Here is a 26597-nt window from a genome sequence, read left to right as displayed (position 1 = left end):
TGCATGGTCGGCACCATCCCCGTCTCGCTGTGAGCCGTGACTACTTCTGCGCGGCCGCGTACTGCTCGTCGAGGTTCTGGGCGAACTGCTTTGGCGTCTTCTTGCCCGTCAGCAGGTCGACGTTGGCCGCGATCATCAGGTCGTTGAATCCGGGCGGCAGCGCACCGTCGCCGGTGATGTTGCCCCAGGCCGGTACCGTGGCCTTGGCAGCCGCTGCCGTGGCGTAGCCATCCGCCATCTCCTTGTAGAGCGGGCCGACGTCGTCCGGGATCTTGTAGCCCTTCACCGAGATGATCCCGCCGTCGGTGATCACCGTCTCGTCCAGGTTCTTCTTGTCGGTCGCGAACGCGAGAGACCACTTCTTGGCGAGCTCGACGTTCTTCGACTTGGCATTCACGTTCATGCCCGCGCCGGTAACCACGGGGATGGCGGCCTTGCCGCCGTCGCTCGGCCAGCCGAACACGCCGATGTCGGTGCGCTTCGCCTTGTCCGCGGCGGCGGTGAACCACGAGCCCATCGGGTACATCGCGGCCTTGCCGTCGAGGAACGCCTGCTCGAGGTCCGTATAGGGACGAGTCATCGCGTCGGGGTCGCCGTAGCCGTCCTTCATGAGCTTCGCCACCTTCGTGGCGGCGCCGACGAATGCCGGATCGGTGAACTTCACCTCGTTCTTCTCGCGCTTCACGAACCAGGCGGGGTCGGCGATCAGCACGTCTGCCGCCACGGCGGCGTTCAGCGCGAACGCGGTCGCCCAGGTGTCTTTGCCGCCGCCACCGATCTCGAACGGCGCGATGCCCTTGGCCTTCAGCTTCGCGCTGTCGTCAAGCAGCTCGGCGTAGGTCTTCGGCGGCGCGCTGATGCCGGCCTTCGCGAACAGGTCCTTGTTGTAGTAGACGAGCGGGATAGCCTGCGCGCCAGTGGGTATTCCGTAGAACTTGCCGTTGATCGTGCCGGAGGTGAAGTCGGTGATGCCTGCGGCCTCCAGCTCGGCGCGGGTGTACTCGGCGAGCTCGCCCTTCTGCGCGAGGCCGTCCGCGATGCCGGCAGCGAAGATGTCCGGCGCCTGGCCCGATGCGAACAGCTGCTGGGCGTAGGCCGGCGTATTCTCGCCGACCACCTTCTTGATGGTGACTCCCGGCACCTTCTCGGACGCGCGCTTGATCGCGGCGTCCCAGTACTCGGGAGTGAGGTTCGGGGACTCGGAGACGAGGAAGGTCAGGGTGACGTCGTCACCGGAATCGGATGATGCGGGCGCACCGGCAGTGCAGCCAGTGAGCGCGAGGGCTGCCGCGGCGACGGAGCCCAGGATCAGGTACCGCGTCCTACGCCGTTGTGTACGCACGGGTGCCTCATTTCTTGGTGCCGGGGTGCCCGTGTCAGCGGGGTGCGACACGTTGCACAAGGTTTCCCAAAGTGATTTCGCAAGGCCCGGTCTTTGGAGCCGTGTTCACCCAGCCGACGCGCTGGGCGGGATGCCCTGGATGAATTGCCGCTGGAGGAGGAAGGAGACGATCATCGGCGCAGACGCCATCAGGGACCCCGCCACGAGCCGTTCCTGCCGCAGGCAGCGGTACCGAGGAGCAGTCCGGCGGCCGCGAGCGCGGCTCCCCAGGAGGCTCTGTGAGTAAGCATGTACATGTCCATTCTCCCTGCCTCACGGACGACGGCAGATAAATCTGATTCTTCGGTCTTCGCTGCCAGCTGGCCGATACATCTTCCCGCCCAGCACAGCGCACCTGTTCAGACTCACGCCCCGATCGATCATCGACGATCGGGCCGCCGTGAGCTGCGAGTGGCCGGTCGTCTCAAGGTGGCACGAGTCTGGGTGCGAGGTCCTCTCGCGTCAAGCCCCTACTTGTGATTCACTGAGTACCTGCTACCAAATAGATATGAACCATTCACCGTTGTCGCATGTCCGCATCGGGTACACGTCCCCTACGGGACACGCGCACCGCAGCGATTGGAGGGAACCGAGTTGGCCCTGCCTGACCAGTCATCGCCCGTCCCGCAGCGGTCCACCGGGGACGGCGGCTACCGCCCTGGCTACGAGATCGCGGCCGAGCTGATCCTCGAATACATCGTCCGGGAGCAGCTTCCGCCCGGCGCTCGGCTGCCCACCGAGAAGGACCTGGCGGACGAGATCCGGATGAGCAAAACGGTCGTCCGCGAGGCGGTGAAGATCCTTTCCGCGCTGGGACGGCTCTCCGTGCAGAAGGGCCGGGGTATCTACGTAGCCGAACCCGATGCGTCCCCGTGGCGGGAGCCCTTCTCCCAGTTCCTGCCGGCCGACGTGCGCCAGGTGGAAGAGTTCTTCGAGTTCCGCCTCCATGTGGAGACCATCGCCGCGCAGCTTGCGGCGCAGCGGGCGGCTCCGGCGCAGGTCAAGGTCATCCGCGAAGCGGCGCAGCAGTCGGCGGAGGCGGCGGCGCGCTCCGACCTCGAGGCATTCACCCGAGCCGACGAGGACTTCCACGGCGGCATCGGGGCCGCTGCGTCCAATATGTTCTTCGCCTCCACGATCAACTCGGTGCGCCGACTCCAGCGGCAGGTCAGCGCCATAGGGCTGGCCGGGTTCGCCGGCGGATCGCTGACGGTGGCCGCCGACCAGCATGTGGCCATCGCCGAGGCGATCGCCTCCGGCGACGAGGCGCTGGCCACGAGGCTGATGGCCGAGCACATCGATATGACGACGCACCAGTGCCAGCAGGAAATCAGGCGTCGCCTGCTCTCCAACGACACCCCATCCGCCTGAGCCAGCCACCACTCTCGTATACGTAGGACACCATGCAGATCACCGATGTGACCGTCGAACTCGTCGACCTCCCCGCCCAGCCGCAGTTCCGCTGGCGCGCCGGACTACCCGGATCCGAGGGGCCGGTGGTCGGCGGCATCCTGCGGATCCACACCGACGAGGGATTGACCGGGGTAGCCCACACCCGGCGCGGACTGATCGTGGCCGACCTGGTGAAGCGCCTCATCCGGCAGGACTTGATCGGCCGCGACCCGCTGCAGCGGGAGCTCCTCTGGCACCGGCTCTGGGAGCTCGATCGGATCGAGGAGTTTCCGATCTATGCGCTCGGATTGGTCGACGTCGCTCTCTGGGACCTCGCCGGGAAGGCTGCTGAACTCCCCGTCCACCGGCTGCTCGGCGGATACCGCGAGGCGCTCCCTGCCTACGCCAGCACGGTCACCTTCTCCACCGTCGAGGAGTTTCTCGACGTCGCCGACCAATGCCTGGAGGCCGGCTATGTCGGCATCAAGCTTCACGCCTGGGGGGATGCCCGCGCCGACGCCGACCTCTGCCAGAAGCTGCGGGCACATGTCGGCGATGCTGTTCCGCTGATGTACGACGGCTCCGCCGGCTTCGACCTCGCCGATGCTGTGTATGTGGGCCAGGCGCTGGCCGAGGCCGACTACACCTGGTACGAGGAGCCGATGCGGGAGTTCAGCGTGACCTCGTACCGCTGGCTCGCTGAACGCGTGACCGTGCCGCTACTCGTCGGCGAGACCTCCGACGGCGCACATCTGAACATGGCGGACTTCATCTCCGCCGGCGCGGCCGACTATGTGCGGACCAGTGCTCAGTACAAGGGCGGCATCACCGGCGCCCTGCGGATAGCCCACCTGGCCGACAGCTTCCAGCTACGCTCCGAGGTGCACGGTCCGGGGCTGGTCAACGCCCATCTGTGCATGGCCATCCCGAACACCTCTTACTACGAGTCCCTCGTCTACACCAATCCCGTGGTACGCGAGCCAGCGGTGGGCCCGGACGGCATGCTGCGCGCGCCCACCGCGCCCGGCATCGGCTACGGACAGCCCGGCTGGTGACCCCATGCGCATCGACGCCCACCATCACATCTGGGACCTGGCAGTCCGCCGTCGTGGACAAATGCGGGTGTGTGCAGTCCGATGCCGGAGTGCCGGTGGACGTTGTTGTAGTAGGTGAAAAACCGCTGGCAGAAGGCGCGGGCGTCGGCCAGTGAGCCGAACCGGTCGGGGAAGACCGGGTAGTACTTCAAGGTCTTGAAGTTTGCTTCCGAGTACGGATTGTCGTTGGACACGCGTGGCCGCGAGTGCGAGCGGACGATGTTCAGGTCAACGAGCAGCTGGGCGACTGGCTTGGAGGTCATCGAGGTACCCCGGTCGGCGTGGACCACGTCCGGGACGACGCCGCCGTTGGCGCGGAAGGCGTCTTCGATGAACTCCTTGGCCAGTGCGGCGGATTCGCGCGGCACCACGAGCCAGTGGACCGCTTTGCGGGAGTAGATGTCGAGCATCACGAACAGGTCGTAGTACATCCCGCGGTCCGGGCCCTTGAGCTTGGTGGCATCCCAGGTCCACACCTGGCTCGGGCCGTTGGCCACCAGCTCGGGCCTGGCCCGGGGTGGGTGGGTGGCCTGCGCGCGGCGCTCGCGGACCTCACCGTGCTCGCGCAGCAGCCGGTACATCGTGGAGATCGAGCACAGGTAGGTTCCCTCGTCCAGCAGGGTGGCCCAGATCTGCGCCGGCGACTTGTCCACGAACCGCTGCGAGCGCAGCACACTCAGCACCCGTGCCTGTTCCAGCTCGGACAGGGCCGCCGGGTGCGCTGCCGGCGCCCGGCGCGGCCCGGCCACGCGGGGCTTGGGGTGGCGCTGCCGGTAGACGGTGGCCCGCGAGCGGCCGGTCAGCTCGCAGGCCGGCTTGATCCCGACGACCGGCTCCAGGGCGGCGAACGCCTCGGTGATCACTTCGTTCGCTTGGGCTCGGAGTCCTCGCTCCCGGAGAGCAGTTCCAAGCTTGACTCTGTCGGTGATCTTGGATGGTCGAGGTTAGGTGCCGAGGGTGCGCCAGGACTTCGATCGGGGAATTCCCTGCTGGTCCAGGAAGGTCTGGAAGGCGGTCGGCGGTCTCGGTGAAGGGGTTTCCTGGGTCACTGACCGAGTGCTGAGTCGTTCGATGTTCACGGCGATGGCTGTGAGTACGTGTTGCAGGTGGGCTTTCGGCTGTCGTCGGTAGCGGCAGTGGCGCATGCCGTGTCCGTGGGCGAACTCGTTGATGGTGCCCTCCACGCCGGAGCGGACCGCGTAGCGGGCCTTCCACTCGGGTGTCTGCTGCTCGCTGCGGACACGGACTTGCAGGTCGCGGAGTTCTCGCGGGGAAAGCCCACGTTGCGGGCGCTCTCGCGGGAACCGGTGCACCGGGGGCGGTCCGGACACGGCTGGCACTGGCTCTTGGTGAACCGTGCCACGATCAGGGGCGCCGCGGTGGGCGAGGAAGTCGGGTAGGGGCCGTGCCAGCCCGCGCTGACCTGGCCCTGGGGGCAGGTGACTTGTCGGCGGTCGAAGTCGATGTGGAAGTCGTCCCGGTCGAAGCCCTCGTTCCTGCGGTGCTGGCGGGTGGGGTTGCCCGGCAGTGGTCCGGTGACGGTGACCTGGTGTTCGCGGTCGGCTCGTTCCAGGTGGACCAGAGAGGTGTAGCCGCCGTCGACCAGGTGCTCGGCAGGCAACAGCCCGCGACGCGCCAGACGTGTGTGGATGCCGGCCAGGGCCTGGCCGTCGTTCGTGGCGGCCGACGTGGTGGCCACGTCCGTGATCACGTTGACGCTGTCAGAGGCACACGTCTCGGTGACATGCGCGGCGAAGCCCTTCCAGCTGATGATGTGCCCGTGCCGCACGTAGCGCGCCGTGATGTCGTAGGGAGAGACGATCGCCGAGGCGGAGGGCGGCAGCCCGTCGTCGTCGGTGGTGCGCCAGCGCAGGCGGCCTGCCGTGTCGCGGTAGTAGTGCTGCACCACGATCTGCCGTAGGGCCTCGGCTTGTAAGCCGCGCCGGTAGGCGGACCCGTCCCGGTGGAGTCGCTCCAGCAGTCGGCAGGCGTCGTTGCCGGCGGCGAGGATCCTGGTCTTGGGCCGGGTGGGGTTCTTGCCCAGGCGGACCGGGCGGCCATAGCGGCGCCCCCAGTCCTCGTCGACCAGGCCGGTCAGCAGATGCCCAGCCGTGCGGGCCACTTCTTCAAGCGCGGCACGGACCGCCTCGGTGAGCCAGTTCCAGCCGGGTCAGGTCGCGCACCGCGGCCAGGACGTGGGTGGAGTCGGTGCGCTGCGTGGTGCGCTCGCCCACGAGGCCGGCCTCCTTCAGACGGGCGAGCACCAGATCCAAGAGTCGGTCGGCGCGGTCGTCCTGCGCGACGCGCTCGCGGAAGTCGGCCAGCACGCTGTGGTGGAAGCCGGGATCGTCCAGCTCCATGGCCATGGCGTACTTGAAATCGATGCGGCAGCGGACCGCTTCCGCTGCCTGCCGGTCCGACAGACCAAGCAGGAACTGCAGCACACAGACGGTGGCCAGTTGGGCAGGCGAGAGCCCGGGACGCCCGTCGCGCGGATACCAGCCGGCGAAGTCCTCGTCGCACCACAACCCGTCCAGCCGGTCTCTGACCCACATCGCCGTCGTACCGGTCGGATTGCTTGCCCGTGCGATCTGCGCGGTCAGAGGCGGGACTTGCTCACCGGAGCGGGGATGGAGCGACAACGGACACCTCGGCAGCTGTATCGGCCTTCGAAACAGCACTGAGCATGCCCGCCGATCATGCTCGCGCACTGGGAAACACCAAGATCACCGACAGAGTCAAGCCAAGAGCTCGTGTGCTTTTCCCAGGATGGCCAGCGCCCTCTGGGACTTGGCCAGCTCGGCGGCCAGCTTCTCGTTCTCTGCCCGCAGCCGCTCGGCCTCCTTCTCGGCTGCGCTCTTGCCCGTCGGTCCGGACGGCTTGGCGATCAGCGCATCCAGCGCGCCGGCGTCCCGGGCGGTCCGCCAGTCGATGATGTGCGAGTGGTACAGCCCCTCCCGGCGCAGCAGCGCGCCCTTCGCGCCCGGTTCGGTCAGCCGCTCGTACTCCTCCACGATCCGAAGCTTGTACTCCGGGGTGAAGGACCGCCGCTTCGGCCCGCCCGCGCGGGGACCGCGCTTCTTCTTGCCCACGACCTCATCATCGGCCACACCGGCCTCAAGGTCGGCACTGCTCAGCGTCACGTTCGAAAGATCCTGTTCTCGCCCTGCTAACAACAGAAGACTCGATTGTCCTCATGTCTCACGAGAGTCTGACAGGGAGGGGCCACCCAACAACTTACGGAGCGGAGCTTGTCCGTCACGATCACGCGCGGCACCGCGCGTGTCTTCTTCATCAGCCGGCGGAAGAAGCGCCGGGCGGCGGCCTTGTCCCGGCGGCTCTGCACGAGGATGTCGAGCACGTTGCCGTCCTGGTCGACGGCCCGCCACAGGTACTTCCGCTCCCCGTTGACCTTGATGAACACCTCGTCCAGATGCCATTTATCCCCGGGCCGGGCCGGCGGCGACACAGTCCGTCGGCGTAGGCCTGCCCGAACTTGGCGCACCCCCGCCGGACCGTCTCGTAGGAGACGATCACGCCGCGCTGGAGCATCAGCTCATCCACCTCACGGAAGCTGAGCGGGAAGCGGAAGTACAGCCACACGCAGTGGGAGATCATCTCGACCGGGTACCGGTGCCCCTTGTACGACGGCGACGTGCTCCCCACGGACGATCCCCCCCTCCACCATGATCAACCCGAGGATCCTCCCACGCCATCCGCCAACGTGACAGTGCCCTCAGGAGTGTTCGCAATTCCCGTAGGCACGACCAGCGAAAGGCCCGACAGCGCCACGGGCGCTCGACGCTGTGTGCGTATCTGTGGATCACACGCGGAACAGAGCGACCAACTCAGGGCAGACAACAGCGCTTTCGCCGCGGCAACACCCAAGCCCAGTCAGGGTCTAAAGGGCGCAGGGCGAAGAGTCTGCCTCATCTCGACGAGAAGGCTCTTCCACCTTGCGAAGCACCATAAACATCCGGGGGCATCGAAGGCAATAAGCCATAGCAATGATGCCCCATTTATCCCGTTTCACCCGGATTCGAGTGGGCGGAGATCGCCAAATCCTTGAGTCATAGTTCCAGAAACTGCCCAGACTATTGACAGCCACTGCGGTGCTTGATGTTCTCTGAGAGGTCGCGTTCGACCGTGCTCAAAACTTCAACAACTTCTCGTACAAACCAACGCGCGTGGCCTGCCCATGAAGGAGTACGGATGGCGAAAACCATGCGCGGCTGGCTGGCCGCATCCGCTGCCAGCCAGGACAACCAGGTCGGGGCGAACCCGCACTCGGCTGGAGCAGTTGGAGTTTCCTGCGGCAGCGGTCGGGTCAGGACGTCGTGTCGGGCAGCGCCTCGCCGGGCAGAAAGGCCTGCAGCGGCGCGGTGTACAGCTGCGGCCGACCGCGGGCGATGGCGTGGCCGACGCCCTGGACAACGAGCACGGGAGTCTAAGAATCATCGGATCCCTGCTCACCGTACTGCTGTGCGGTGCGGGACTCGGCGCCCAAGCCTCGGCCGCGACTGCCGCTCCCGAGTCCGCAACCGCCGCGGCGCCCGGCGACGGAGTGACTCTCACCCCTCCGATGAGCTTCAACAACTGGAACTCGACCCACAGTCGGGCCGACTTCAACGAGGCCATAGTCAAAAGGCATCGCCGACATCTTCGTCGAGAAATGCCTGAAAGACGTCGGCCACACGTGCGTCAACCTCCACGATTGCTGGGCGCTGCCGCAGCGCGACGCTCAGGGCAAGCTCGTCCCCGACTCGGTGCGCTTTCCGAACGGCATCAAGGCCCTGGCCGACTATGTCGACTCCAAGGGCCTACAGTTCGGGATCTACACCAGCGCCGGCGGCTGGCATCACCGCCGCAGTTGACGCCTGGTCAGGGTGGTTTCTTCGCCTCTACCACCTGCCCGCCCGCCTCTTGAGCACGCCCGCCCGCCGTTTGCTGCGGATCGAGGCCACCTGGCCCTGGGCGAAGGCGTTCGCGACCTGCTGGCAGCGGCTCACCACACTCCCCGGCCGTCACCTGACCACAGCGAACCGCCCGATGCGAGTTGACGGTCACTCCCGCAATTCCGTAATTGCGAAGCATCGAATAGTCACTGATGGAAGAAGGGTCCTCGGCAGTGAGCAAACGGCATAAAGAGATCAGGTTTCTCCTAGGAGTGGTGATAGTCGCATCACTCCTGTTTGGTGTACCCGCAGCGAAGCAGGCATACGCGCAGCAGGTGGCGGGGAGCGCTCCGTTCATCAACTCGTGGCTGGTGTCGGGTCCGTTTGATTCGCCGGTCGTGGACAAGCAGTATGACTGCGAGGCCGGGACGCTACCGGTCGACGGGAAGACGAAGATCACCCCGAAGACCGGTGAGTCGTTGAGCTTCGGCGACGGAGACAGAAAGTGGGAGTACTTCGACGACCGTATCTATAACCGGAACTACGACGACTACCAGGATCTCTACGGGTACTACGCCGTCAAGAAGGGTGTCGATACGAGGAACAAGTACGTGTATGCGCACACGTACGTCTACAGTCCGGTCGAGCAGCAGGCATATTTCAACGTCGGGGCGAGCGGTTCGTACCGGCTGTATGTGAACGACAGGTGCCTGACGGGCCCGAGCACTCCGGTGGAGGTGCAGAAGGATCTGACGAAGCAAGCAGTCCAGCTGCAGGCAGGCTGGAACAAGCTGATGATTCAGATCAAGCACACCTACACGGAGGACGTGAATTCAAACGGTGTGCCGATCGCGAAGGACCAGAACGTAGCCTATCTCGGGTTCTACGGCCGGGTGGCGGATCAGGTCGGCAACAAGATCAATGGCCTGGTCAGTTCCGTGACAGGGCCGTCGGGAAACCTGCAGATCGTGTCGCAGGGACTCTCGACTGACGATGCGATCGGCACTCCGCTCCCGAAGGGCAACATGCCGATCGGCTACAAGGAATGGCCGTACGTCTGGAACAAGTCGGCGGCCGGCAACAAGTACGGCGTCGCCGCTTCGACGTTCCAGTTCATGGCTGCCGGTGGCGCGCCGGGCTATACGTGGAAGATCGTCGATGGGAAGTTGCCTGATGGTCTGGAGTTGAACCCTGACGGATCCATCGCGGACGGATTGGTCGACGGGAAAGTCGATCTGAACAGCACCAAGGGCATCATCAGCGTCAACACCAAACCAGGCGACTATCACTTCACTGTCCAGGTGGCTGACAGTGAAGGGAACACTGCTTCAAAGGACTTCACCATCAGGGTGAAGGAACGTCCCAACAAGTGGTTCGAAGAAGGCCGGGTCGGCGCATTGACCCATGCCGCCCCAACGTACAACTACTACGTGGATCCGAACTACTCCGTTGATCGATGGGCAGCGCGAGCGAAGCGTCAAGGACACTCGCTGGTGTCGGTCGAAGCGCTACAGCAAAACTATAACTGGCCGTCCAAGTTCGCAGATCCGAAGCATATCAGGGCAGAATACGTTCCAAAGGATGAAAACGGCAAAGTAGTAGACGGACTGAAGCAGTTCGAACAAGCAGTAGAACGTCACGGCATGAAATTCGGCTTGTATTACGCAACCGAGGGTGGCGGTTTGCAGCATTTCTCCACTGATGTGTTGGTGCAGAATGTGGAGGATCTCATCCACCGTTATGGTCCGGAATACCTGTACTTCGACGGTCCGCAGGCAATGCCCAATGCCAATTTTGACGTGATGTACAGCGTGATACGCGATTACAGCGATGGCATCATCGTGAACTCAAACGCGTGGGGAGCAGAGTACGGCGACCCGGATCTGAGAACCGAAGAGGCGTCTGGTATCTATGCCAGTACGCCAGCAAATCATCTTCTGAAGCGGACCCCCATGGAACCGTGGAAGATGATCCACACTAAGAACATGATGTCGCCGTACTACAGTAAGCGCGACGACTTCAGGCAGGTCTCGAAAGAGATGCTGAGTAATGCTGGTCGGGGCAATGTCGACAACAACGATCAATCGGTTATCGACAGCCGGGGACCGAACTGGGACTCTCCCCAAGAGATCGCCACGAGGTACCCGAAGGCTGTCCAGGAGTTCATCGATGTAAGAGAAAACCTCGCCAACTGGTTCGGGCCGGAGCATGGGCCGGAGAGGCACGAGTCCACGACGGGCACGACGCCGTACTTCCTGGCGGGCTACGGCTACGAAGACGATGGACGAGGAAACTATGAGAAGTTCGCTCGTCCCAACAGCACGACTGGTCCGCAATGGGGATACGCGACCGCCAGGGACAACAACATCTACCTTCACATCATGAAGGGGCCGGACGGCAAGAAGGGCTTCGACGCGATTACCGACAAGTCCTTGACCATCCGTCCGATCAACGATCGGGTGAAGTCGGTGAGATGGTTGAACAGCGAAATCCCGGTGACGTCGTTCAGCCAGGAGGGCGACAGCCTGACCATCAACCTGGCCGACGTGCAGGAAGATCCGATCGACACGATCATCAAGATCGTGACCGACAGTCCTGAGCGCAAGTACAAGCTGACCAACATCGACGTGACTGGTGAGCAGCTGGCGCCGAAGGTATTGAAGGTCAAGGCCGAGGGCTACATGACGTATCCCGCGCTGAAGGCCAAGCTTTCGGACGTGACCTACAGCAGTGCGAATCCTGAGGTAGCGGCGGTTGAGCCCAGTGGAATCGTGCATCCGGTGTCGGACGGCACGACGAGCATCATCGTACGAGGCACTCATGAGGGTGTGACCAAACAAGGCGCGTTGAAGGTGACGGTCAAGGACGGCCTCGTCTATGTCTCCGACATGGTCAGCGCGTCGTTGCTGGTGGAAGGGAAAGAGGCCTACGGTGAGTTCGGCCTGAACGACGGGCTCAAGTACGAGATAGAAGGCAGGTCGGCCACAGGCGGGCCCATCGGCTTGGATGCGGCACAGATCAGATGGCATGGCGGCATCGTCGATCTGGCCGGCGGTGACAAGTACAAGCCGGTCGCCATCAAGGAAGTAGACACGTTCGCGTTCAAGAAGAACAAGATCATCACCCCGCAGGTCGAGGCGCCCACGAGGGGAGTCGTCTGGGCAGACGTGACACTGGACGGTAAAACCTTCACGACAAACAGGGTCTTCCTGGACCTGCTGCAGTACCGGAACCTTGCGAAGGGCGCCGAAATCACTGCCAGCCAGCAGCAGGATGCCGTGTCGAACCTCACCGACGGCAAGCTCATCGACGCCGACCACAACGATCAGTCGAAGTGGTCGGTGCCAGGAAACGAGAAGGCTTGGATTCAATTCAAGCTTCCAGCGAAGTCCGAGATCTCGAACATCGACATCAACTTCAACACGCTGGATCAGCGGTACATCAACACGCCCAAGACAATCGAGATCCAAACCAGTGACGACGGCGTGACCTGGAATGATGCCGGCACCGTCAACGGCCCCACGGGAAGCGCCTACTTCGGGTTCTACAACCAGTACCCGCTCAGCGCACAGGCCCGGTACGTGAAGCTGGTGTTCGACGGCGGCTCCAACGGGTCAACGACCGACCTGCTCGAAGTCGCCATCAACGGAGGCCGCCTGCGGCCGCAGACGTCCCTGACGCTGACCCCGACCGAGGCGGATGCGCAACCGGGCCGCGCCATCGACGTGAGCGGCACGTTCACTATGTCGGACAATGGGTGGGCGCCCGCGAACACGCCGATCACCGACGTGGAGCTTAGCGTGACGCCGCCCTCCGGGTGGCAGGTCGACGGTGCGACGGTGTCGAAGCCGTCTATGCAGGACGGTTCGTCCCTCGAGGGTCGGTGGGCCATCACACCACCGAAGCAGTTTGACCCAGGGTATGTCGACCTGCCGACCGTAGCCACCTACCATTTCCAATTCCCCGATGATCCGGTGGACCACCTGGTGCGTGTGGAGCGGTCAGTCCGGGTGTTCCTGCCGCCCCCCACCCCCACCCCGAGCGGAACCGCATATCTCAGCGACCTGCCGTTCCTGAGCGCGACCAACGGGTGGGGCCCGGTCGAGCGCGACAAGTCCAACGGTGAGGCCGGCGCCGGCGATGGAGCAACCCTGACCCTCGACGGGAAGACGTACGCCAAGGGCCTCGGGGTGCACGCGACCAGCGAGATCACCATCTGGCTCGGCCGTGCTTGTCGCACCTTCCATGCTGAGGTTGGTATCGATGACGAGAAGGCCCAGAGCGGATCGGTGGCGTTCCAGGTGCTCGGCGATGGCAAGCAGCTCGCCGATACCGGCGTCGTCCGCGGCCCCGACAACGCCCGCCCCGTCGACGTCGACGTGACGGGGGTCAGGATACTGACACTGCGGGTCACCGACGGCGGTGACGGCAACGGCTCCGACCACGCCGACTGGGCCGACGCCCGGGTGGTCTGCGACTGAGCCACCCGCCGGTCCGTTCTCACCCGCACGGTTGGCCACATGCCGCCACGGGAGTCGGATCCGCGATTCCCACCAGCGCTCTCTGCACATCACCCTCGGCGCACGTAAACCTCAGGTCGGGCACATCGCCGCAGACCCAAGGACTATCAGGCCGAGGATGATGTGCACAGGAACGCCCGCCATCTACGCGGCACCGGCAACTGACCCACCGCCCGCGTGTTGCCTTCCCCGGGCGGGGAAGGCAACACGCGGCGTTCCACTCCGGATGTCAACGAAGGAGAAGGAGGGGTATCGAGGGTTGGTCATGACAAATGACTATCGATACGGCTTCGTCAACTTGAATGGGATGTCTCGGGTCTGGAATGGTCGCCGGGCTTGTTGATCTTCCCGGGGAGGGCTGGCTGTGGAGACTGCCGGGGCGGCGCCGTCGTATCGGGGGTTCCGGTTCCCGGCGGAGATCATCTCCCATGCGGTGTGGCTGTACCTGTGGGTGCCGGAAATCACACCCACGCAGGTCAGCCCCGTCGACACATGACGGTTCCCCGTCCGGCACGATCACTTCTCATGCTCGTCCGCTTTGCCTACCTCGCGGTCACCCACGCCTTCGCAGCACTGCGGCTGCTGCCGAGGAGCGACCGTGACAAGGACGCCGAGATCCTCGCACTGCGCCGCCAACTCGCCATCCTGCAAAGGCAACTCAGCGACCACCGCCCTCGCTTCCGGGCTGAGGACCGCACGTTCCTCGCCGCACTGCTCACCCCGCTCCCTCGCGCGGCGCTGCCCAACTCCGTCTGCTGGTCAGCCCGGACACCGTCCTGCGCCGGCAGCGTGACCTTGCCCCTGCCGAAAACCTCATCCACCGAGGTCAGGCTGCATGTTGGTATTCGTGGAGAGTACCGCCGAGGCGGTCGCGTCGTCGTATGTCCAGGCGGGTTATCCCGTGCGGATCGGTGATCGGCGTGGGCAGCGGGTACAGCGGACGGGCGTTGGCGATGCCCTGATGGGGTCGGTGCCCGTTGTAGAAGTGTTCGAACTCGCGCAGGGCGTGGATCAGATGTCGCTGGTTCCAGATCAAGGTGCGGTCCAGCAGTTCGCGTCGGCAGGTCTGCACCCAGCGTTCCATGATCGAGTTCATTCGCGGCATCTGGACGCCACTGAGTACGACCTCTATCCCCGCATCCCGCAGGACCGTGTTGAACAGGTCGGAAAACTTTCCGTCCCGGTCCCGGATCAAGAACCGCGCCCGGCAGCCTGTGTCCTCCAAGTCCATGACCAGATTCTTCGCGGCCTGCACCACCCAAGCGCAGGACGGGTGCGCGGTCGCACCCAGAATGCGGATCCGGCGACTGCCGTGCTCGATCACCGCGAACACGAACAGCCGCGTCCCGGACAAGGAGACCGTCTCCAGAAAGTTGCAGGCCAGCAGGGCCTCGGCCTGGGAACGCAGGAAGTCCGCCCCGGTACTCGAGCTCCGTTCGGGTGACGGGTCGATCCCGGCGTCCCGCAGGATCTCCCAGACGGTGGAGGCGGCCACTTTCACGCCGAGGACCATCAGTTCGCCGTGGATGCGGCGGAAGCCCCAGCTGGGGTTCTCCCGTGCCAGGCGCAGGACAAGAACGCGGATGGACTGCACGGTACGCGGCCGTCCCGGTCGTTTCGGGCGTGACGCGGCAGCGTGGCGATGTGCGACCAGGTCGCGGTGCCAGCGCAGCACGGTGTCCGGCTGAACGAGTAGCCGTAGCCGGCGCAGTACGTCCAGCGGGAGCCGATGCAGCAGCGCCGCCAGAAACACTCGATCGCTCGGGCTGAACCGCACCTTCGCCTTGCCGAGTTGATGCTCCAGCACCGACAGTTGGTGGCGCAGGGCGAGGATCTCGAGGTCCTTGTCCCTGTCGTCCATCGGCAGCAGGCGCAGCATGGCGAACGTGTTCGTCACACCGAGGTAAGCCAGTCGAAGCAGCACGGTCAATCATGATGCCGCAGTGACCGCCGGCAGCGCGAGAGCCCTTGCTTGAGCGATCGCTGTCGGCATCCGCGAAACCCGGCACACCCACCCCCACCAGGGCGGATGAGGTTATCGGCAAGGGCAGCGTCCAGATGCCGCGAACGCTGGGTGCAGACCTGCCGACGCGAACTGCTGGACCGCACCTTGATCTGGAACCAGCGACATCTGATCCACGCCCTGCGCGAGTTCGAACACTTCTACAACGGGCACCGACCCCATCAGGGCATCGCCAACGCCCGTCCGCTGTACCCGCTGCCCACGCCGATCACCGATCCGCACGGGATAACCCGCCTGGACATACGACGACGCGACCGCCTCGGCGGTATTCTCCACGAATACCAACATGCAGCCTGACCTCGGTGGATGAGGTTTTCGGCAGGGGCAACGTCGTTGTGCGGTCAGGCCACCGCCTTGCGGAAACCTCACGACAAGGGCGTACCGCAGGCTGGACCGGCGCGATCACCGTGCCGATGTCGATGGCCTGCGGCGATACCGAACTGGCCATAGCTGTCGCCCGGTCCCAAGGTGTCGGCCGCTGAGGCGCTGGTGGAGTCGGCTCGCTCCCAATCCGCAGCGGGCCGCTGACCAACCTCGGCGGCGGCCCAGAAGCTTCGGACGATTGATATGAACAATTTCGGGAAGCTTGTCGCCATGGCCGTCGTCCCGGTGCCTGAGGTCGGATGCCTGAGGTCGGATGCAGCCGGATCAGGCTTGACCTGTGACCTTGCCATCCCTCGTGACCCTCACGGTGACCACCCCGCCGGCAGGGACTTCGACTCGCGGCCAATCGAGGAAGGCCGTGTACCCAAGAGGGCGGGCAGATTGGCGGGCCGTTTCCGCCAGCACCGACACCCGTGCCGCGTAGGCCGTATCGTTTGTCAAGCGGACTACGGCGTCATAACGGCTCTCGCGGACATATTCAGCCTCGACATGGTCAAAGGGAAAGAGGACTCCTTCCCCGGGCCGCACGTAGATTCCAGGAAGTTCGAGTGCCATCAAGATGCCGTTGGTCTCGGTCCAGGAGTTTCTCGTCCTGATGAAATTGCCGATGGCCTCCTTGCCCTCTGCATCGCTGGGCTGGATCCGCTCCATGCTCGAACCGATTAGGTAGTTGGTTGTTATATGTCCCGGCATGTTGACGGCCTCGGCGTGAGCATGCTGGATATCCCTGATGAGTTCAGCGTACTTCTTGTTCCCAGTCGCTCGGTATAGCTTGAACAGGTGGTCTGCGGAGGACGTACAGACGCCGGGCGCGGCATGCTTGTTTTGGCTGCTTGCCCAAACCGCGCCGGCCATCCTTCCATTCAGTTGCGCAATAGCACTGTCTGCCGGAAACCGAGGATCGTACGCAAGCGTCCAGGACGAGCACAGTGCGGCTTGGACCTTCGCGCGATCCAGCCAACCCGTCTTTCCGGTGTACTGGTACAGCGCCATGAATGACTCCAGGAGACCAAATGCCGATTCGCAATCCGCATCCTGTGAAATATCCCCGCACCCTCCGCTGGTGAATCCGCGGGACTTGATGTCGCGCTCATAGTAGAATTCGGCCGCTTCCTCGGCTACGGCCAACCAGTCCGGACGATGGAAGTATTCAGCTGCCAGGGCAAGCCCGGCCGGAGCGATGGCGCCGGCCGTCGAGTTGTAGACGGCGATATCGCCTGTTTCGGGCACGATGTACTGACCGAATTCTCCGCGCTCTCGCCAGGTCCGGGTGAAGGCCGCAGCCAGGCCACCCGCAGCCAATTCCCAGGATTCCTTGATGGCGCTGCCATGCCCTTGTGCCTTCAGGAGCATCAAATGCTTGATCAGCCAGAAGAGTACGTCTCCGTTCTTGCGCACCATCGCCTGTATCGCCGGAAAGTCGGGGTGAGCCTTCTCTGAGCGGATCGCGCCATCTTCGGTGATGAAGCCGTAGAAAAATCCGCTTCGCCCCTGCATGCGGGAACAGACGAAGTCAAGCTCCTCGGAGACCCTGCCGCGTTCCGTCGGGTCATTCAGAGCCAACATGGGGTAGGTGTTGATCATGCCGCTGACCCAACCCAATTGAAAGTGCTTAGAATTTTCCGGCGGATAGTACCTGCCGGCCGCGGTTTCGGTGAAAGTTCCCCGGCAGATGTCGGTGCCAAGCTCCGCCAGCTTGCTCATCGGAAGCAGGTTGCGAGGCATGGTGGGGCCAGTAAGCGACTTTCGCACATCCATGAACTTTTGCAGGACTGCCGGAATTCCGTCAGCATCGAAATTGAAGACCTGGAAGCGAATCGACACCGCGTCACTGGGAGCCCAGTTCGACGCCCTGTCCTCGCTCGGTCGAAAGTCGCCGAAACCGGCCACCTGCTGGCGCACGACGGGCGCCGAAATGCGGAATTCACAGCTTTCCCTGCTCGCGCTCTCTTCAACCGAGAGTCCGCTATTGCCCAGTCGGGTTCCTTGCTCCGTGAGGACGATCCAGCCCTTCCTCAACTTAGGCGAGAAGAAGCTCATCGCTGGGGCGGCGGTATTGCAGGTTTCCAGCTCGATCCGCGAAGGCATCGCGATATCGGAGGCCAGTCGTGGGTTATTCGATATCGTCAGTGGCGTCCGGGGGTTGTAGTACATGTCGACCGGGTAGTCCGGATTGTATCCATCGCCGATGGCGCGATAGCGATTGCCGTTGTAGACTATTCCGGGAATCAACACGTAGTTCGCGGTCTCCCAGTTCTCGAATGGGAAATCGACAGAGATCGCGGTTTGTTCTGCTTCCCCCTTCTCCAGAGTGCATGTCAGGGTGACCTCCCATCCATGATCATCGGGCACCCGCCGCGTCTCCCACTCAAGCCGCCACTGCCGCGGGCCGTCGGTCAGCGTGTCGCCTTCAAATTCTTGGGATTGGCGCAGCGTCGTGCCCTCATATTGCCGAATCGACACCCGGAGAGAGCCGTGCAACTCTCGCAGAGAACGGCTCAGTTCGGCAGCCTGGCCACCCGCTCCGGCAACCCCTGCGTCGAGCGGTTGGGCTCGCGCGATCGTCGGTTCGAGAGTGATCTTCGCGCCGACTCCGGCGGCCGTCAGCAGAGAAAGGCAGTGTCTCCTGTCGAGCATTCTGCAACCATCCTCGCGTGTGTGTCCCTACGGGGAAGCTTCAGATCAATGCCGATACCATGTCACGGCCTGCGAGCAGCGTGCAAGGGTAAATCCGAAACATTTCTCCTTACCGGCGGTGTCTCCTGCTGAGCTGCCCCCGCGTGTCCGGAGACCTACCAGTCACTGACCTTCAGTGCGTGATGTCGTGGGGTGCCGACGGGTCGTGAAGCCTGCGGTATCCCCTTGTCGTGAGGTTTCCGCAAGGCGGTTGCCTGACCGCACAACGACGTGCCGCCCGCGAGCGGCTCCGGCTCCGGGCTGCCGAACGCTTCGCCGTCAAACCGGTCGCACACGGCTGGCCGAACCGGACTGGGACCCTGGCCCGGATCAAGACGGTGATCGGGCGGCGGTTCCACAAGAGCGACACCGTCCAGGGGTGGCCGTCCTGCTGAAGCGGCACGGCTTCAGCTGCCAGGTGCCAGCCCGGCGGGCGAGCGAGCGCGACGAGGAGGCCGTCGTGGGATGGGTGAAGGACACGTGGCCGCAGGTGGAATCGCCGCGGCGGCGCGGGGCGCCTGGCTCGTGTTCGAGGACGAGGCCGTCTTCTCGATGACGCAGCTGACCCGCCGCACCTGGGCCCGCCGCGGGCGCACTCCCGTGGTGCGGGTGCCGGGCCGCCCGTCGACGACTTTCGGCCGCCGCCGTGGCCTGCTACCGGCGCGGGCAGCGCTCCCGGCTGATCTACCGTCCCCGTCCCGACGATCGCCGGGACGGACGCAAGAGCTTTGATGGGAAGGACCACCGCGACCTGCCGCAAGCCGCCCATGAGCAACTCGACGGCCCGATCGCTGGCCACCGGGATGCATCGTTACAGCGCGGAGCGCGACTGGCTGACGGTCCAGCACCGCCGTCACCGATCCGGCCCACGTCATCCGCACCGTCCAGCGAGGGCTGCGAGAGATCCAGTCCCACAGCGAAGTGACCGACGACTGCCTCGCGGGGACCGGCCTCGTCCACTCCTCACCCTGACGACATCACGCTTTCAGCGTCAGTAGCCACACCTGGACCAGGCCGAGCGTCTTCTTCGAAAGGCTTCCCAATGCTGAGCTTGACTCTGTCGGGGATCTTGGAGTATCCCGGTGCGGCAGCGTGATCAACGGGCATGCTCGGGGCTGTTTCGAAGACCGATGTAGTCACTGAGGTGTCCGTTGTCCATGCGTTCCCGTTCCGGTGAGCAAGTCCCGTCCCTGACCGCGCAGATCGCACGGTCGAGCAACCCAAACGGCACCATGGCGTGTGGGTGCGAGACCGGCTGGACGGGCTGTGGCACGACGAGGATTTCGCCGGCTGGTACCCGCGCAACGGGCGTCCCGGTCTCTCGCCCGCCCAGCAGCGGGTCCTTGCCGTGCTTGGTGTCGTCCCAGCTCTCGGGCAAGAACAGACGCCAGTCGACGGCCGAGGACGCGATGTCGCTGACCAGGTTCACACTGACGCCGATCTGGCAGTTGCCGCGCTTGCCCAGCGCGCCGCAGTACATCCGCGCCACCCCCGGCGAGTCGTAGCCGTCCTTGGGGAAGCCCACGTCACGTCTTCGGCGGCATGTCGAAGGGCGAGCGCAACCGCATCAAGATCCGTGTGCATTCCGCCATGGCCTCGCAGACCCTCGTTGAGGGCCGCTACCTCGGCGGACGCCCTCCCCACGGTTACCGACTCGTCGACCTCGGCCCGCACCCCAACCCCCGGCAATGCCGCCACCGGCAGGCGTCTGCACGGCCTGGAACCCGACCCTGTGGCCGCTCCCGTCGTCGTACGGATCTTCACCGAGTACCTGCGCGGGCTCGGGATCTTCGCCATCGCCGAAGGCCTGACCCGCGACCAGATCCCCAGCCCCTCCGCACACGACCCGGCCCGCAACCCGCACCGCGACACACAGGCCTGGTCCAAGAGCGCCGTCCGCGCGATCCTCACCAACCCCCGCTACACCGGCCGCCAGGTCTGGAACCGGCAGCCTGTGTCTCGGCGCAGCAGGACAGCCAGTACGGACAGCATGGTGCGAGCAGCGCGGTACAACAGAGACACGATCATCGGGACAGCGTCCCAGCCACCACCGACAAGCATAGACACCGCTGCTCACCTGCAGCGATGGCTTTACGAGCACCACAGGCGAATAGGTCTACCCGATCCGCTATATCGACGCGGCGTGAAGGTGAGGGACGGCGGCATGGTCACCAACAAGTCCGCCTACCTCGTGATCGGTGTCGACGTTGACGGCATCGGGTGTGCCACCACCCCTGATGCCCCCGACCCCGATGCGGGACGCCCACCTCGACGCCACGGCCTACGGAAAGTGGCTCTGGTTCCTGCCCATCAGGGCCCTCGACACCGGCTGGCGCACCGTCAAGACCGCTGTGGAAGCTGGACGGCTCGGCCCCGCGCCAAAGTTGCCACCCTCGGCAAACGGTCGGTCGCGGCTCAGACCCTGGCCGATGAGGACGCGCGGGACGGTGCTACCCGCCGAACGTGTAGGGAGCGAAGCCGCCCACGTCGGGCTTTGCCCTGAACACGGCACCCGCGGCGGCTTCTGGATCTGTCAGGCCGAAACGCGACGTGGTGATGTAGAGCTCGGAGTAGTCCGGGCCCGCGAACGTGCAGGCCGTGACCTGCCTGACCGGAACCGCTATCTCGGCGTCGCGTCGTCCCGTGCCGTCGAAGTGCAGCAGCAGGCCTGAGCCGAACAGGGCGAGCCAGACTCCGCCGGCCAGGTCCACGGCGATGCCGTCCGGGAATCCCTCGCCGGTCACGTCCGCGAACGGCCGGCGGTCGGCGATTGCGCCGTCCGGACCGAGTTCGAGGATGTCGACCCTTCCGGTCAGGCTGTCGACGTAGTAACCGCGTGTTCCGTCCCGAGTCCAGGCCAGGCCGTTCGAGCAGCCGATGCCCTCGATCGCCTCGACGACGCCTCCCGCGGGATCGAAGCGCCAGAGCGCCCCGGCGCCCGGAGTCAGGTCGTAGGCCATCGAGCCGCACCAGAACCGGCCCAGGGGATCGCATGCACCGTCGTTCATACGCACCCCCGGGGCAGTCCAGCAGGTCACCGTTTCGGTCACGGCGAAGCGGTCGTTCAGGAGACAGAAGCCGTGCTCCAGGCCGGCCACGAATCCGCCGCTGCGGCGGGGCCGGATCGCGGCGACCACCTCACCGAGGTGCTCGCGACGGGTCTCCGCTCCACTGTCATCGATCAGGACCACGTCGCCGGCCAGCATGTCCAGCACCGCGAGTCCGTGGCGGTCGAGCCGGACCGGCCCTTCGCCGTGATCGGTCAGGCGCTTGGTGAACTGTTCGGCTTCGATCCGCTTCATGGTCCCTCGCCGATCGGCTCGTTGGTGAGCGTACCGTCCACTTGGCGCAGGAGCCGGTCCGGATTGGCATCGCGGAGCGATCGCGGCAGAGCGTTGTCAGGGACGTTCTGATAGGCGATGGTTCGGAGGAAGCGGCTGATGGCACCGGCACCCACCGATGTGTGGCGTGTGTCGCTGGTCGCGGGATACGGGCCTCCGTGAAATTGCGCCCAGGTGATCGCGACTCCGGTCGGCCAGTCGTCCACCAGCACCCGCCCCGCGCGCTCAGCGAGCGCGGCCACCAGTCCCGCGACATCTTCGCCGGAGCCGCGATGCACAGTCCCGGTGAGCGTACCGGGGAGCGCCTGGATCGCTGCTTCGAGCTCGGACTCGGACTCGTAGGTAACCAGTACGGTGCTCGGTCCGAAATGCTCCTCGGCGATCGTGCCAGGATCCGCGATCAGCGCCTTCGCGGTGGTCGACGCGACAGTGGACGCCTCGAAGGCGCCGCGGTCGTCGGGAACCTGCTGTCCGGTCGCGACCAGGCCGATCTCGCCGTGGGCGAGGAAGTCACGCATCGCGGTGCGGTGACGGTCGCGGATGGCGCGGTGGAGCATGACGCCGGCCGGACGATCGGCGATGAGCGCGGCGAGCCGCTCCGTGATGCCGCTGCCTGCGGGGATCAGGATCAGGCCGGGCTTGGTGCAGAACTGTCCGGTGCCCAGAAGGAACGAATCCGCCAGCCCCGCCGCGATCCAGTCGGCGCGCTCCCTGCTCGCACGCGCCGTCACGATCACCGGGTTGACGCTCCCCATCTCCGCGAAGAACGGGATGGGGTTCTTGCGTCGGGAGGCGATGTCGGCCAAGGCGTGGCCGCCGGCGACCGAGCCGGTGAATGCGCCCGCCGATACTCGGCAGTCGTTGAGCGCGGCAACGCCGACGTCGAAGCCGCGGACGGCGGCGAAGGCACCCGGCGGCACGCGCTGCGTGGCCAGCGCGTCCTTGATGGTTTCGGCAACCGCTTCGGACAGCAGTGGGTGCCCGGGATGGGTCTTGACGATGACCGGGCAGCCCGCCGCCCACGCGCTGGCGGTGTCTCCGCCGGCCACGCTGAACGCGAACGGGAAGTTGCTCGCGGCGAAGACCAGCACGACCCCGATCCCGGTGCGGACGGATCGCAGGTCGGGGCGAGGCGCCGGGACCCACGACCGATCGCTGCGGTCGATGGTCGGCTCGAACGGCTGTCCCGTCTCGGCGTGCTCCGCCAGGAACCGCAGCTGCGTCGTGGTGCGGATGACCTCGCCGGTCAGCCGGGCGTCGGGCAGCCCGGTCTCGCTCCGGGCCAGCCGCACCAGTTCGTCGGAGCGGCGGTCGAGCGCGTCGGCGACCGCCCTGATCCACCGGCCGCGATCCGCGGCGCTCATTGCGCGCAGGACGGGCGCCGCCGCCCAAGCGGCCGCAAGTGCGTCTTCGAGCTCTTGCGGAGTGGTCTCGTCCATCGTCGCGAGAACCGCGTCGTTCATGGGGTTGACGCTGGTCCAGGTCATGTAAGCAGCCCTTCGAACACGCTCCGGTCGTCGGTCACGACGTTGGACAGGGCCCCGACCTGGTCGATGGTGACAGTGGCTCGGTCCCCGGGCCGCAGTCCCTCGCCGAGCGGAGGCACGATGCCGGTTCCGGTGGTCAGGACGACGCCGTCAGGGAACTGCTCTCCCTGGAACAGCCAGCGGACCAGTTCGTCGTAATCGCGTCTCATGGAGGAAGTCCTGACCTCGCCGGAAAAAACGGTCTCGGAGCCCCGGTACACGGTCATGGCGATGTGCAGGTCCTCAGGCTTGCTGATCGCCCACCACGGCACGATCGAGGTGGACAGCAGACAGCTGCCCGGGAACACCTTCGCCTGCGGCAGATAGATGGGGTTGACCGCCTCGATGCTGCGCGCCGTCAGATCGTTGCACACGAGCGCGCCCACAATCTCTGCGTGCCGGTTCAGGACGAGAGCCAGTTCCGGTTCGCACACCGAGTCGGTGCAGTCCGGGCGTATGCCTCCGGGATCACCGTCGGTGAGCACCCGCCAGGCAACGGACTTGAAGAACAGCTCCGGCCGGTCGGCGTCATAGACATCGAGGTAGACCTTTTCGAAGCCGGACTCTTCCGCGCGGGCCGCGCGCGAGTGCTGGTAGGTGACGCCGGCGCCCCACACCTCGGTACGGCCATCGATCGGCGCGAGCAGTTCGACGTCACCGGGATCGACGCGGCGCCCGCTCGACACGGCGTCATCCGTGGCCCGCCGGATGTCGGCGACCCTGTGCTGAAGCACCTCCGCCATGGTGGGAAACGGGAGTTCGCTGAGGTGGTCACCGCTGTGGATGCCGACCTTTGTCGTCCCGTCCGGCGCGCGCCAACGAACAAGCTTCATCATGGCTCCTTCTCTCATGAATAAGACGCTCAGGCGGCGTCGAGCTGGCTGATCCGTCGTCGGGTCGCATCGTCCTCGCGTAGACCCGTCGCGAGTTGCAGGCCCAGCCCGGGTTCGTCGGACAGGGCCGCTCGCCCCTCGCGGATCTGCGGCAATCCCGTGACGACCCGGGGGTACCACGTCCGCAGATACGCGCGGACGGTCTCCTGGAAGAGGGCGTTGGGCTGCGCCATCGACAGGTGGAAGCATGCGGCCAGGGTGATCGGACCGGTGCAGTCGTGCGGGGCGATGGGTATCGCGAAGGTGTCCGCGATGCTGGCGACCTTGCGGGCTTCGGTGATCCCGCCGGTCCACTGAACGTCCAGCGTCGCGTAGGAGATCTTTCCCTGCTGCAGCAAGGGCAGGAAACCGCGTCGGCCCACGGCCGTCTCGCCGAGCGCGACGGGTACGCCTACTTCATCGCACAGGGCGCCGATCGAGTCGATCGCGTCCGGCCGGATCGGGTCCTCGACCCAGAAGGGCCGGAACGGCTCAAGCGCGCGGCAGATCTCGACCGCGGCCTGGCGCGACCACAGGCCGTGCAACTCGATCATCAGGTCCATGTCCATGCCCACGGCCTCGCGGATCTCGTTGACGATGCCCAAGGCCGCGCTCAGATCCTTCGGACGGATCCGGGTACCCGCCGAGGCTTCGGCGGCCGGGTCGAAGGGCCAGATCTTCATGCCCCGCAGACCCTCTTCATAGAGCTCCTTGGCCAGGGCGCCGGGCCTGGTGAAGAAGGCACGCAGATCCTCGTATTCACCGACTGCTGAGTCTCCCCAGTTGGAAGAGGTCTGCCGCGAGGTCCGCTGGATGTAATCGGGACCGGCACAGGTGTTGTAGACGTCGATGGTGTCCCGGACCGGGCCGCCCAGGAGCTGGGCGACCGGTCTGCCGGTTCGCTTGCCCAACAGATCCCATAGAGCCATGTCGACTGCGCCGTTCCCGCGGACCTCCACACCGCCGCCCTGGAATCCTACGTAGGGGGCGAGCAGTGCCGCGGTCGCCTCGGGGGCCGGATCCTCAAGGCCGAGGAGCAGCGGCGCGACATGGCTGTGCAGATAGGCCTCGACCGCAGCCGACTGGAAGAAGGAGTCGCCGAGGCCGACCTCGCCGTCATCGGTGTGCAGCACGACGACGCACAGGTTGTTCTGGAACCGGGGTCGCAGGGTTTCCAGGGCTACGATTCGCACGCGCTTCACATGCCTTTCGTTGATTCTCTGTCAGGGCTTAGGCGTGCCCGTCTGAGAGGGATGGGAGGAGGATGGCCCGATCAGGCCGCGCCTTCGTTGCGCCGTTCCGCAGTGATCCGCGCCGCCGATGAGCCACGCCTCCCGTGGTCAGGCGACCTTCGCCTCGCGTGCGCTCACCGCAGCGATGTTGGAGGAGTCGACTACTTCCGCGCCGGTGTCGTAGGTGAAGGACGGGTAGCCCGGGTCGATCTGCTGGGCCAGCAGTGCCGCGGCGACCCACCCCTGGGCCCAGGGGTTCTGGCCGATCGTGTAGTCGATGCTGCCGTCCTTGATCCCGGCCAGAACCGGGGACGTCATATCGAATCCGCCGTTGGCGAACTTCCCGACGAGGTTCTTGCTCTTGGCCCAGGTGGCGACGAACTGGCACTCGAAGGCGGTACCGGCCCACCCGGCGACAGAGTGCGGGTCGCGGCTGTAGCGGCCGTCGATCTTCGAGACCGCTCCGGCCTCATCCGTGCCGACGATGAGGTCCTCGGTGGTGAACTTCGTCCCGTGGGCGCGGTTGTAGTCGGACACTGCCTGCTTGATGCCCTTGCCGCGCTGCTCCAGGGCCGAGTTGCCGGCCTGGATCTTGCCGATGACGATCGCACCGCTCCGGCGGCCTTGCTTGGCGATGTGCTTGAGAATCTGTTCCCCGGCGGTGACGCCGGCGGGCACGAAGTCCTGCCCGACGAAGCCGACACCGAGCTTTTCGTAGTCGGCGCTGGCGACGTTCGACAGGATGACCGGGATGCCCGCGGCCTGGGCCGCCTTGATGACGCCGTCGTAGGACGTGTCGTCGATGCGGGTGAGGATGAGGCCGTCGGGCTTTGCGTTGACCGCGTTCTGCATCATGTTGACGACGGTCGACTGGTCGAATGTGGCCGGGCCGGTGAACTGGGTCTGCCACCCCATTGCCTTGCCGTAGGCCTCGAAGCCCTTCTGCACCGGCGGGAAGAAGCTGTTCTTCTCATGGACGACGAAGATGACCTTCTTGCCCTTCTGCGCTCCCCCGCTGCCGCTGCCGGCCTCAGCCGACGAGGTGGAGGACTTACACGCCGAGAGCGCGCCCGCGGCGAGGACGGTGACGCCGCCGCCGAGGATGCCCCTGCGACTGAATCTGCCGGACGGACCGGCCGAGGTGGGATTGGACACCTGACTCATCTCGCTTCATTGGGAGACGTCTGTCCCCGCGAGGGGACAGAGCTGGTGGAGAGGATGGATGGAGAGGTGGAGCATGGTGTCCGCGTCGCTGTGACCG

20 protein-coding genes and 4 pseudogenes are annotated in these 26597 nt (G+C 65.3%); 10 read left to right on the top strand and 14 right to left on the bottom strand.

Features of this window, described 5'->3' with window-relative positions; all coding sequences use genetic code 11:
• Positions 1–40: 40 nt before the first annotated feature.
• Entirely contained in the window at positions 41–1342 is a 1302-nt protein-coding gene (locus OH809_RS41400) for an ABC transporter substrate-binding protein (protein WP_406415802.1), read from the bottom strand.
• 633 nt (positions 1343–1975) lie between these two features.
• On the opposite strand from OH809_RS41400, the gene OH809_RS41395 reads away from it, so the two are divergent.
• Complete coding sequence (locus OH809_RS41395) at positions 1976–2752, top strand: FadR/GntR family transcriptional regulator (RefSeq protein ID WP_406516208.1); 777 nt, start codon at positions 1976–1978, stop codon at positions 2750–2752.
• 32 nt (positions 2753–2784) lie between these two features.
• Positions 2785–3828 carry an enolase C-terminal domain-like protein gene (locus OH809_RS41390; RefSeq protein ID WP_406415804.1) on the top strand — a complete coding sequence of 348 codons (1044 nt, stop codon included), beginning with the start codon at positions 2785–2787 and terminating at the stop codon, positions 3826–3828.
• On the opposite strand, the gene OH809_RS41385 is transcribed toward OH809_RS41390, so the two are convergent.
• The 5 genes and pseudogenes from OH809_RS41385 to OH809_RS41365 form a co-directional block, all read right to left on the bottom strand.
• The gene (locus tag OH809_RS41385) at positions 3807–4730 is read right to left on the bottom strand and encodes an IS3 family transposase (RefSeq protein WP_406516207.1); all 924 of its coding nucleotides are present in this window, start codon (positions 4728–4730) and stop codon (positions 3807–3809) included. The genes OH809_RS41390 and OH809_RS41385 overlap by 22 nt on opposite strands.
• Before the next feature lie 81 nt (positions 4731–4811).
• Entirely contained in the window at positions 4812–5180 is a 369-nt protein-coding gene (locus OH809_RS41380; protein ID WP_406516330.1) for a transposase, read from the bottom strand.
• An 813-nt stretch (positions 5181–5993) separates the two neighbouring features.
• Complete coding sequence (locus tag OH809_RS41375) at positions 5994–6509, bottom strand: transposase (protein ID WP_406415808.1); 516 nt, start codon at positions 6507–6509, stop codon at positions 5994–5996.
• A 96-nt stretch (positions 6510–6605) separates the two neighbouring features.
• Positions 6606–7010 (bottom strand): transposase, encoded by a 405-nt coding sequence (locus OH809_RS41370; protein ID WP_406415809.1) that lies wholly within the window; start codon positions 7008–7010, stop codon positions 6606–6608.
• A 98-nt stretch (positions 7011–7108) separates the two neighbouring features.
• Positions 7109–7485: pseudogene (locus OH809_RS41365) on the bottom strand (IS6 family transposase); the annotation flags it as partial.
• Positions 7486–8281: 796 nt separating this feature from the next.
• Between OH809_RS41365 and OH809_RS41360 the strand changes: the two are divergent.
• The 3 genes and pseudogenes from OH809_RS41360 to OH809_RS41350 form a co-directional block, all read left to right on the top strand.
• A pseudogene (locus OH809_RS41360) lies at positions 8282–8717 on the top strand (alpha-galactosidase); the annotation flags it as partial.
• A 278-nt stretch (positions 8718–8995) separates the two neighbouring features.
• The gene (locus OH809_RS41355) at positions 8996–13243 is read left to right on the top strand and encodes an NPCBM/NEW2 domain-containing protein (RefSeq protein WP_406516206.1); all 4248 of its coding nucleotides are present in this window, start codon (positions 8996–8998) and stop codon (positions 13241–13243) included.
• Positions 13244–13646: 403 nt separating this feature from the next.
• Positions 13647–13778, top strand: a complete 132-nt coding sequence (locus OH809_RS41350; protein WP_406516205.1) for a hypothetical protein — start codon at positions 13647–13649, stop codon at positions 13776–13778.
• A gap of 330 nt (positions 13779–14108) precedes the next feature.
• Here the strand turns inward: OH809_RS41350 and OH809_RS41345 are convergent, their stop codons facing one another.
• Complete coding sequence (locus OH809_RS41345; RefSeq protein ID WP_406516204.1) at positions 14109–15206, bottom strand: helix-turn-helix domain-containing protein; 1098 nt, start codon at positions 15204–15206, stop codon at positions 14109–14111.
• A gap of 150 nt (positions 15207–15356) precedes the next feature.
• Between OH809_RS41345 and OH809_RS41340 the strand changes: the two genes are divergently transcribed.
• Positions 15357–15602 (top strand): integrase, encoded by a 246-nt coding sequence (locus OH809_RS41340; protein WP_406415814.1) that lies wholly within the window; start codon positions 15357–15359, stop codon positions 15600–15602.
• Positions 15603–15953: 351 nt separating this feature from the next.
• Here OH809_RS41340 and OH809_RS41335 read toward each other — a convergent pair whose 3' ends face one another.
• Positions 15954–18326, bottom strand: coding sequence for a hypothetical protein (locus OH809_RS41335; protein WP_406516203.1), 2373 nt, complete (start codon positions 18324–18326; stop codon positions 15954–15956).
• Between the two features lie 230 nt (positions 18327–18556).
• Here OH809_RS41335 and OH809_RS41330 point away from each other — a divergent pair, with 230 nt between their 5' ends.
• Both OH809_RS41330 and OH809_RS41325 read left to right on the top strand, forming a co-directional pair.
• Complete coding sequence (locus OH809_RS41330; protein ID WP_406415817.1) at positions 18557–18760, top strand: hypothetical protein; 204 nt, start codon at positions 18557–18559, stop codon at positions 18758–18760.
• Positions 18745–18921 (top strand): winged helix-turn-helix domain-containing protein, encoded by a 177-nt coding sequence (locus OH809_RS41325; RefSeq protein WP_406516202.1) that lies wholly within the window; start codon positions 18745–18747, stop codon positions 18919–18921. The genes OH809_RS41330 and OH809_RS41325 overlap by 16 nt, the downstream gene beginning before the upstream one ends.
• A 540-nt stretch (positions 18922–19461) precedes the next feature.
• Here OH809_RS41325 and OH809_RS41320 read toward each other — a convergent pair.
• Positions 19462–19890: a transposase gene (locus OH809_RS41320; RefSeq protein ID WP_406415819.1), complete on the bottom strand. Its 429-nt coding sequence runs from the start codon at positions 19888–19890 to the stop codon at positions 19462–19464.
• A gap of 51 nt (positions 19891–19941) precedes the next feature.
• On the opposite strand from OH809_RS41320, the pseudogene OH809_RS41315 reads away from it, so the two are divergent.
• Together OH809_RS41315 and OH809_RS41310 are read left to right on the top strand one after the other, a co-directional pair.
• Positions 19942–20292 (top strand): annotated as a pseudogene (locus OH809_RS41315) (recombinase family protein); the annotation flags it as partial.
• Between the two features lie 310 nt (positions 20293–20602).
• Positions 20603–20761, top strand: a pseudogene (locus OH809_RS41310) (putative phosphothreonine lyase domain-containg protein); the annotation flags it as partial.
• A gap of 54 nt (positions 20762–20815) precedes the next feature.
• Here the strand turns inward: OH809_RS41310 and OH809_RS41305 are convergent.
• From OH809_RS41305 to OH809_RS41285, 5 genes are all read right to left on the bottom strand, one after another.
• Complete coding sequence (locus OH809_RS41305) at positions 20816–21667, bottom strand: SMP-30/gluconolactonase/LRE family protein (protein ID WP_406516201.1); 852 nt, start codon at positions 21665–21667, stop codon at positions 20816–20818.
• Positions 21664–23193, bottom strand: a complete 1530-nt coding sequence (locus tag OH809_RS41300) for an aldehyde dehydrogenase (NADP(+)) (RefSeq protein WP_406415821.1) — start codon at positions 23191–23193, stop codon at positions 21664–21666. The genes OH809_RS41305 and OH809_RS41300 overlap by 4 nt, the downstream gene beginning before the upstream one ends.
• On the bottom strand, positions 23190–24065 hold the full coding sequence (locus tag OH809_RS41295; RefSeq protein WP_406415823.1) for a fumarylacetoacetate hydrolase family protein: 876 nt from the start codon (positions 24063–24065) through the stop codon (positions 23190–23192). The genes OH809_RS41300 and OH809_RS41295 overlap by 4 nt, the downstream gene beginning before the upstream one ends.
• A 29-nt stretch (positions 24066–24094) precedes the next feature.
• On the bottom strand, positions 24095–25297 hold the full coding sequence (locus tag OH809_RS41290) for a mandelate racemase/muconate lactonizing enzyme family protein (protein WP_406516200.1): 1203 nt from the start codon (positions 25295–25297) through the stop codon (positions 24095–24097).
• A 147-nt stretch (positions 25298–25444) separates the two neighbouring features.
• Positions 25445–26491 (bottom strand): substrate-binding domain-containing protein, encoded by a 1047-nt coding sequence (locus OH809_RS41285; RefSeq protein WP_406516199.1) that lies wholly within the window; start codon positions 26489–26491, stop codon positions 25445–25447.
• Positions 26492–26597: the final 106 nt, after the last annotated feature.

The organism is Streptomyces sp. NBC_00873, assembly GCF_045207415.1.
Lineage (GTDB): Bacteria > Actinomycetota > Actinomycetes > Streptomycetales > Streptomycetaceae > Streptomyces.
This window is presented reverse-complemented; position numbering and strand designations above follow the sequence as displayed.

Bases quoted from the DNA above. Each gene is read 5' to 3' on its own strand.
- OH809_RS41390 (WP_406415804.1), top strand. From the start codon at position 2,785: ATGCAGATCACCGATGTGACCGTCGAACTCGTCGACCTCCCCGCCCAG.
- OH809_RS41335 (WP_406516203.1), bottom strand. From the start codon at position 18,326: ATGCTCGACAGGAGACACTGCCTTTCTCTGCTGACGGCCGCCGGAGTC.
- OH809_RS41305 (WP_406516201.1), bottom strand. From the start codon at position 21,667: ATGAAGCGGATCGAAGCCGAACAGTTCACCAAGCGCCTGACCGATCAC.
- OH809_RS41300 (WP_406415821.1), bottom strand. From the start codon at position 23,193: ATGACCTGGACCAGCGTCAACCCCATGAACGACGCGGTTCTCGCGACG.
- OH809_RS41295 (WP_406415823.1), bottom strand. From the start codon at position 24,065: ATGAAGCTTGTTCGTTGGCGCGCGCCGGACGGGACGACAAAGGTCGGC.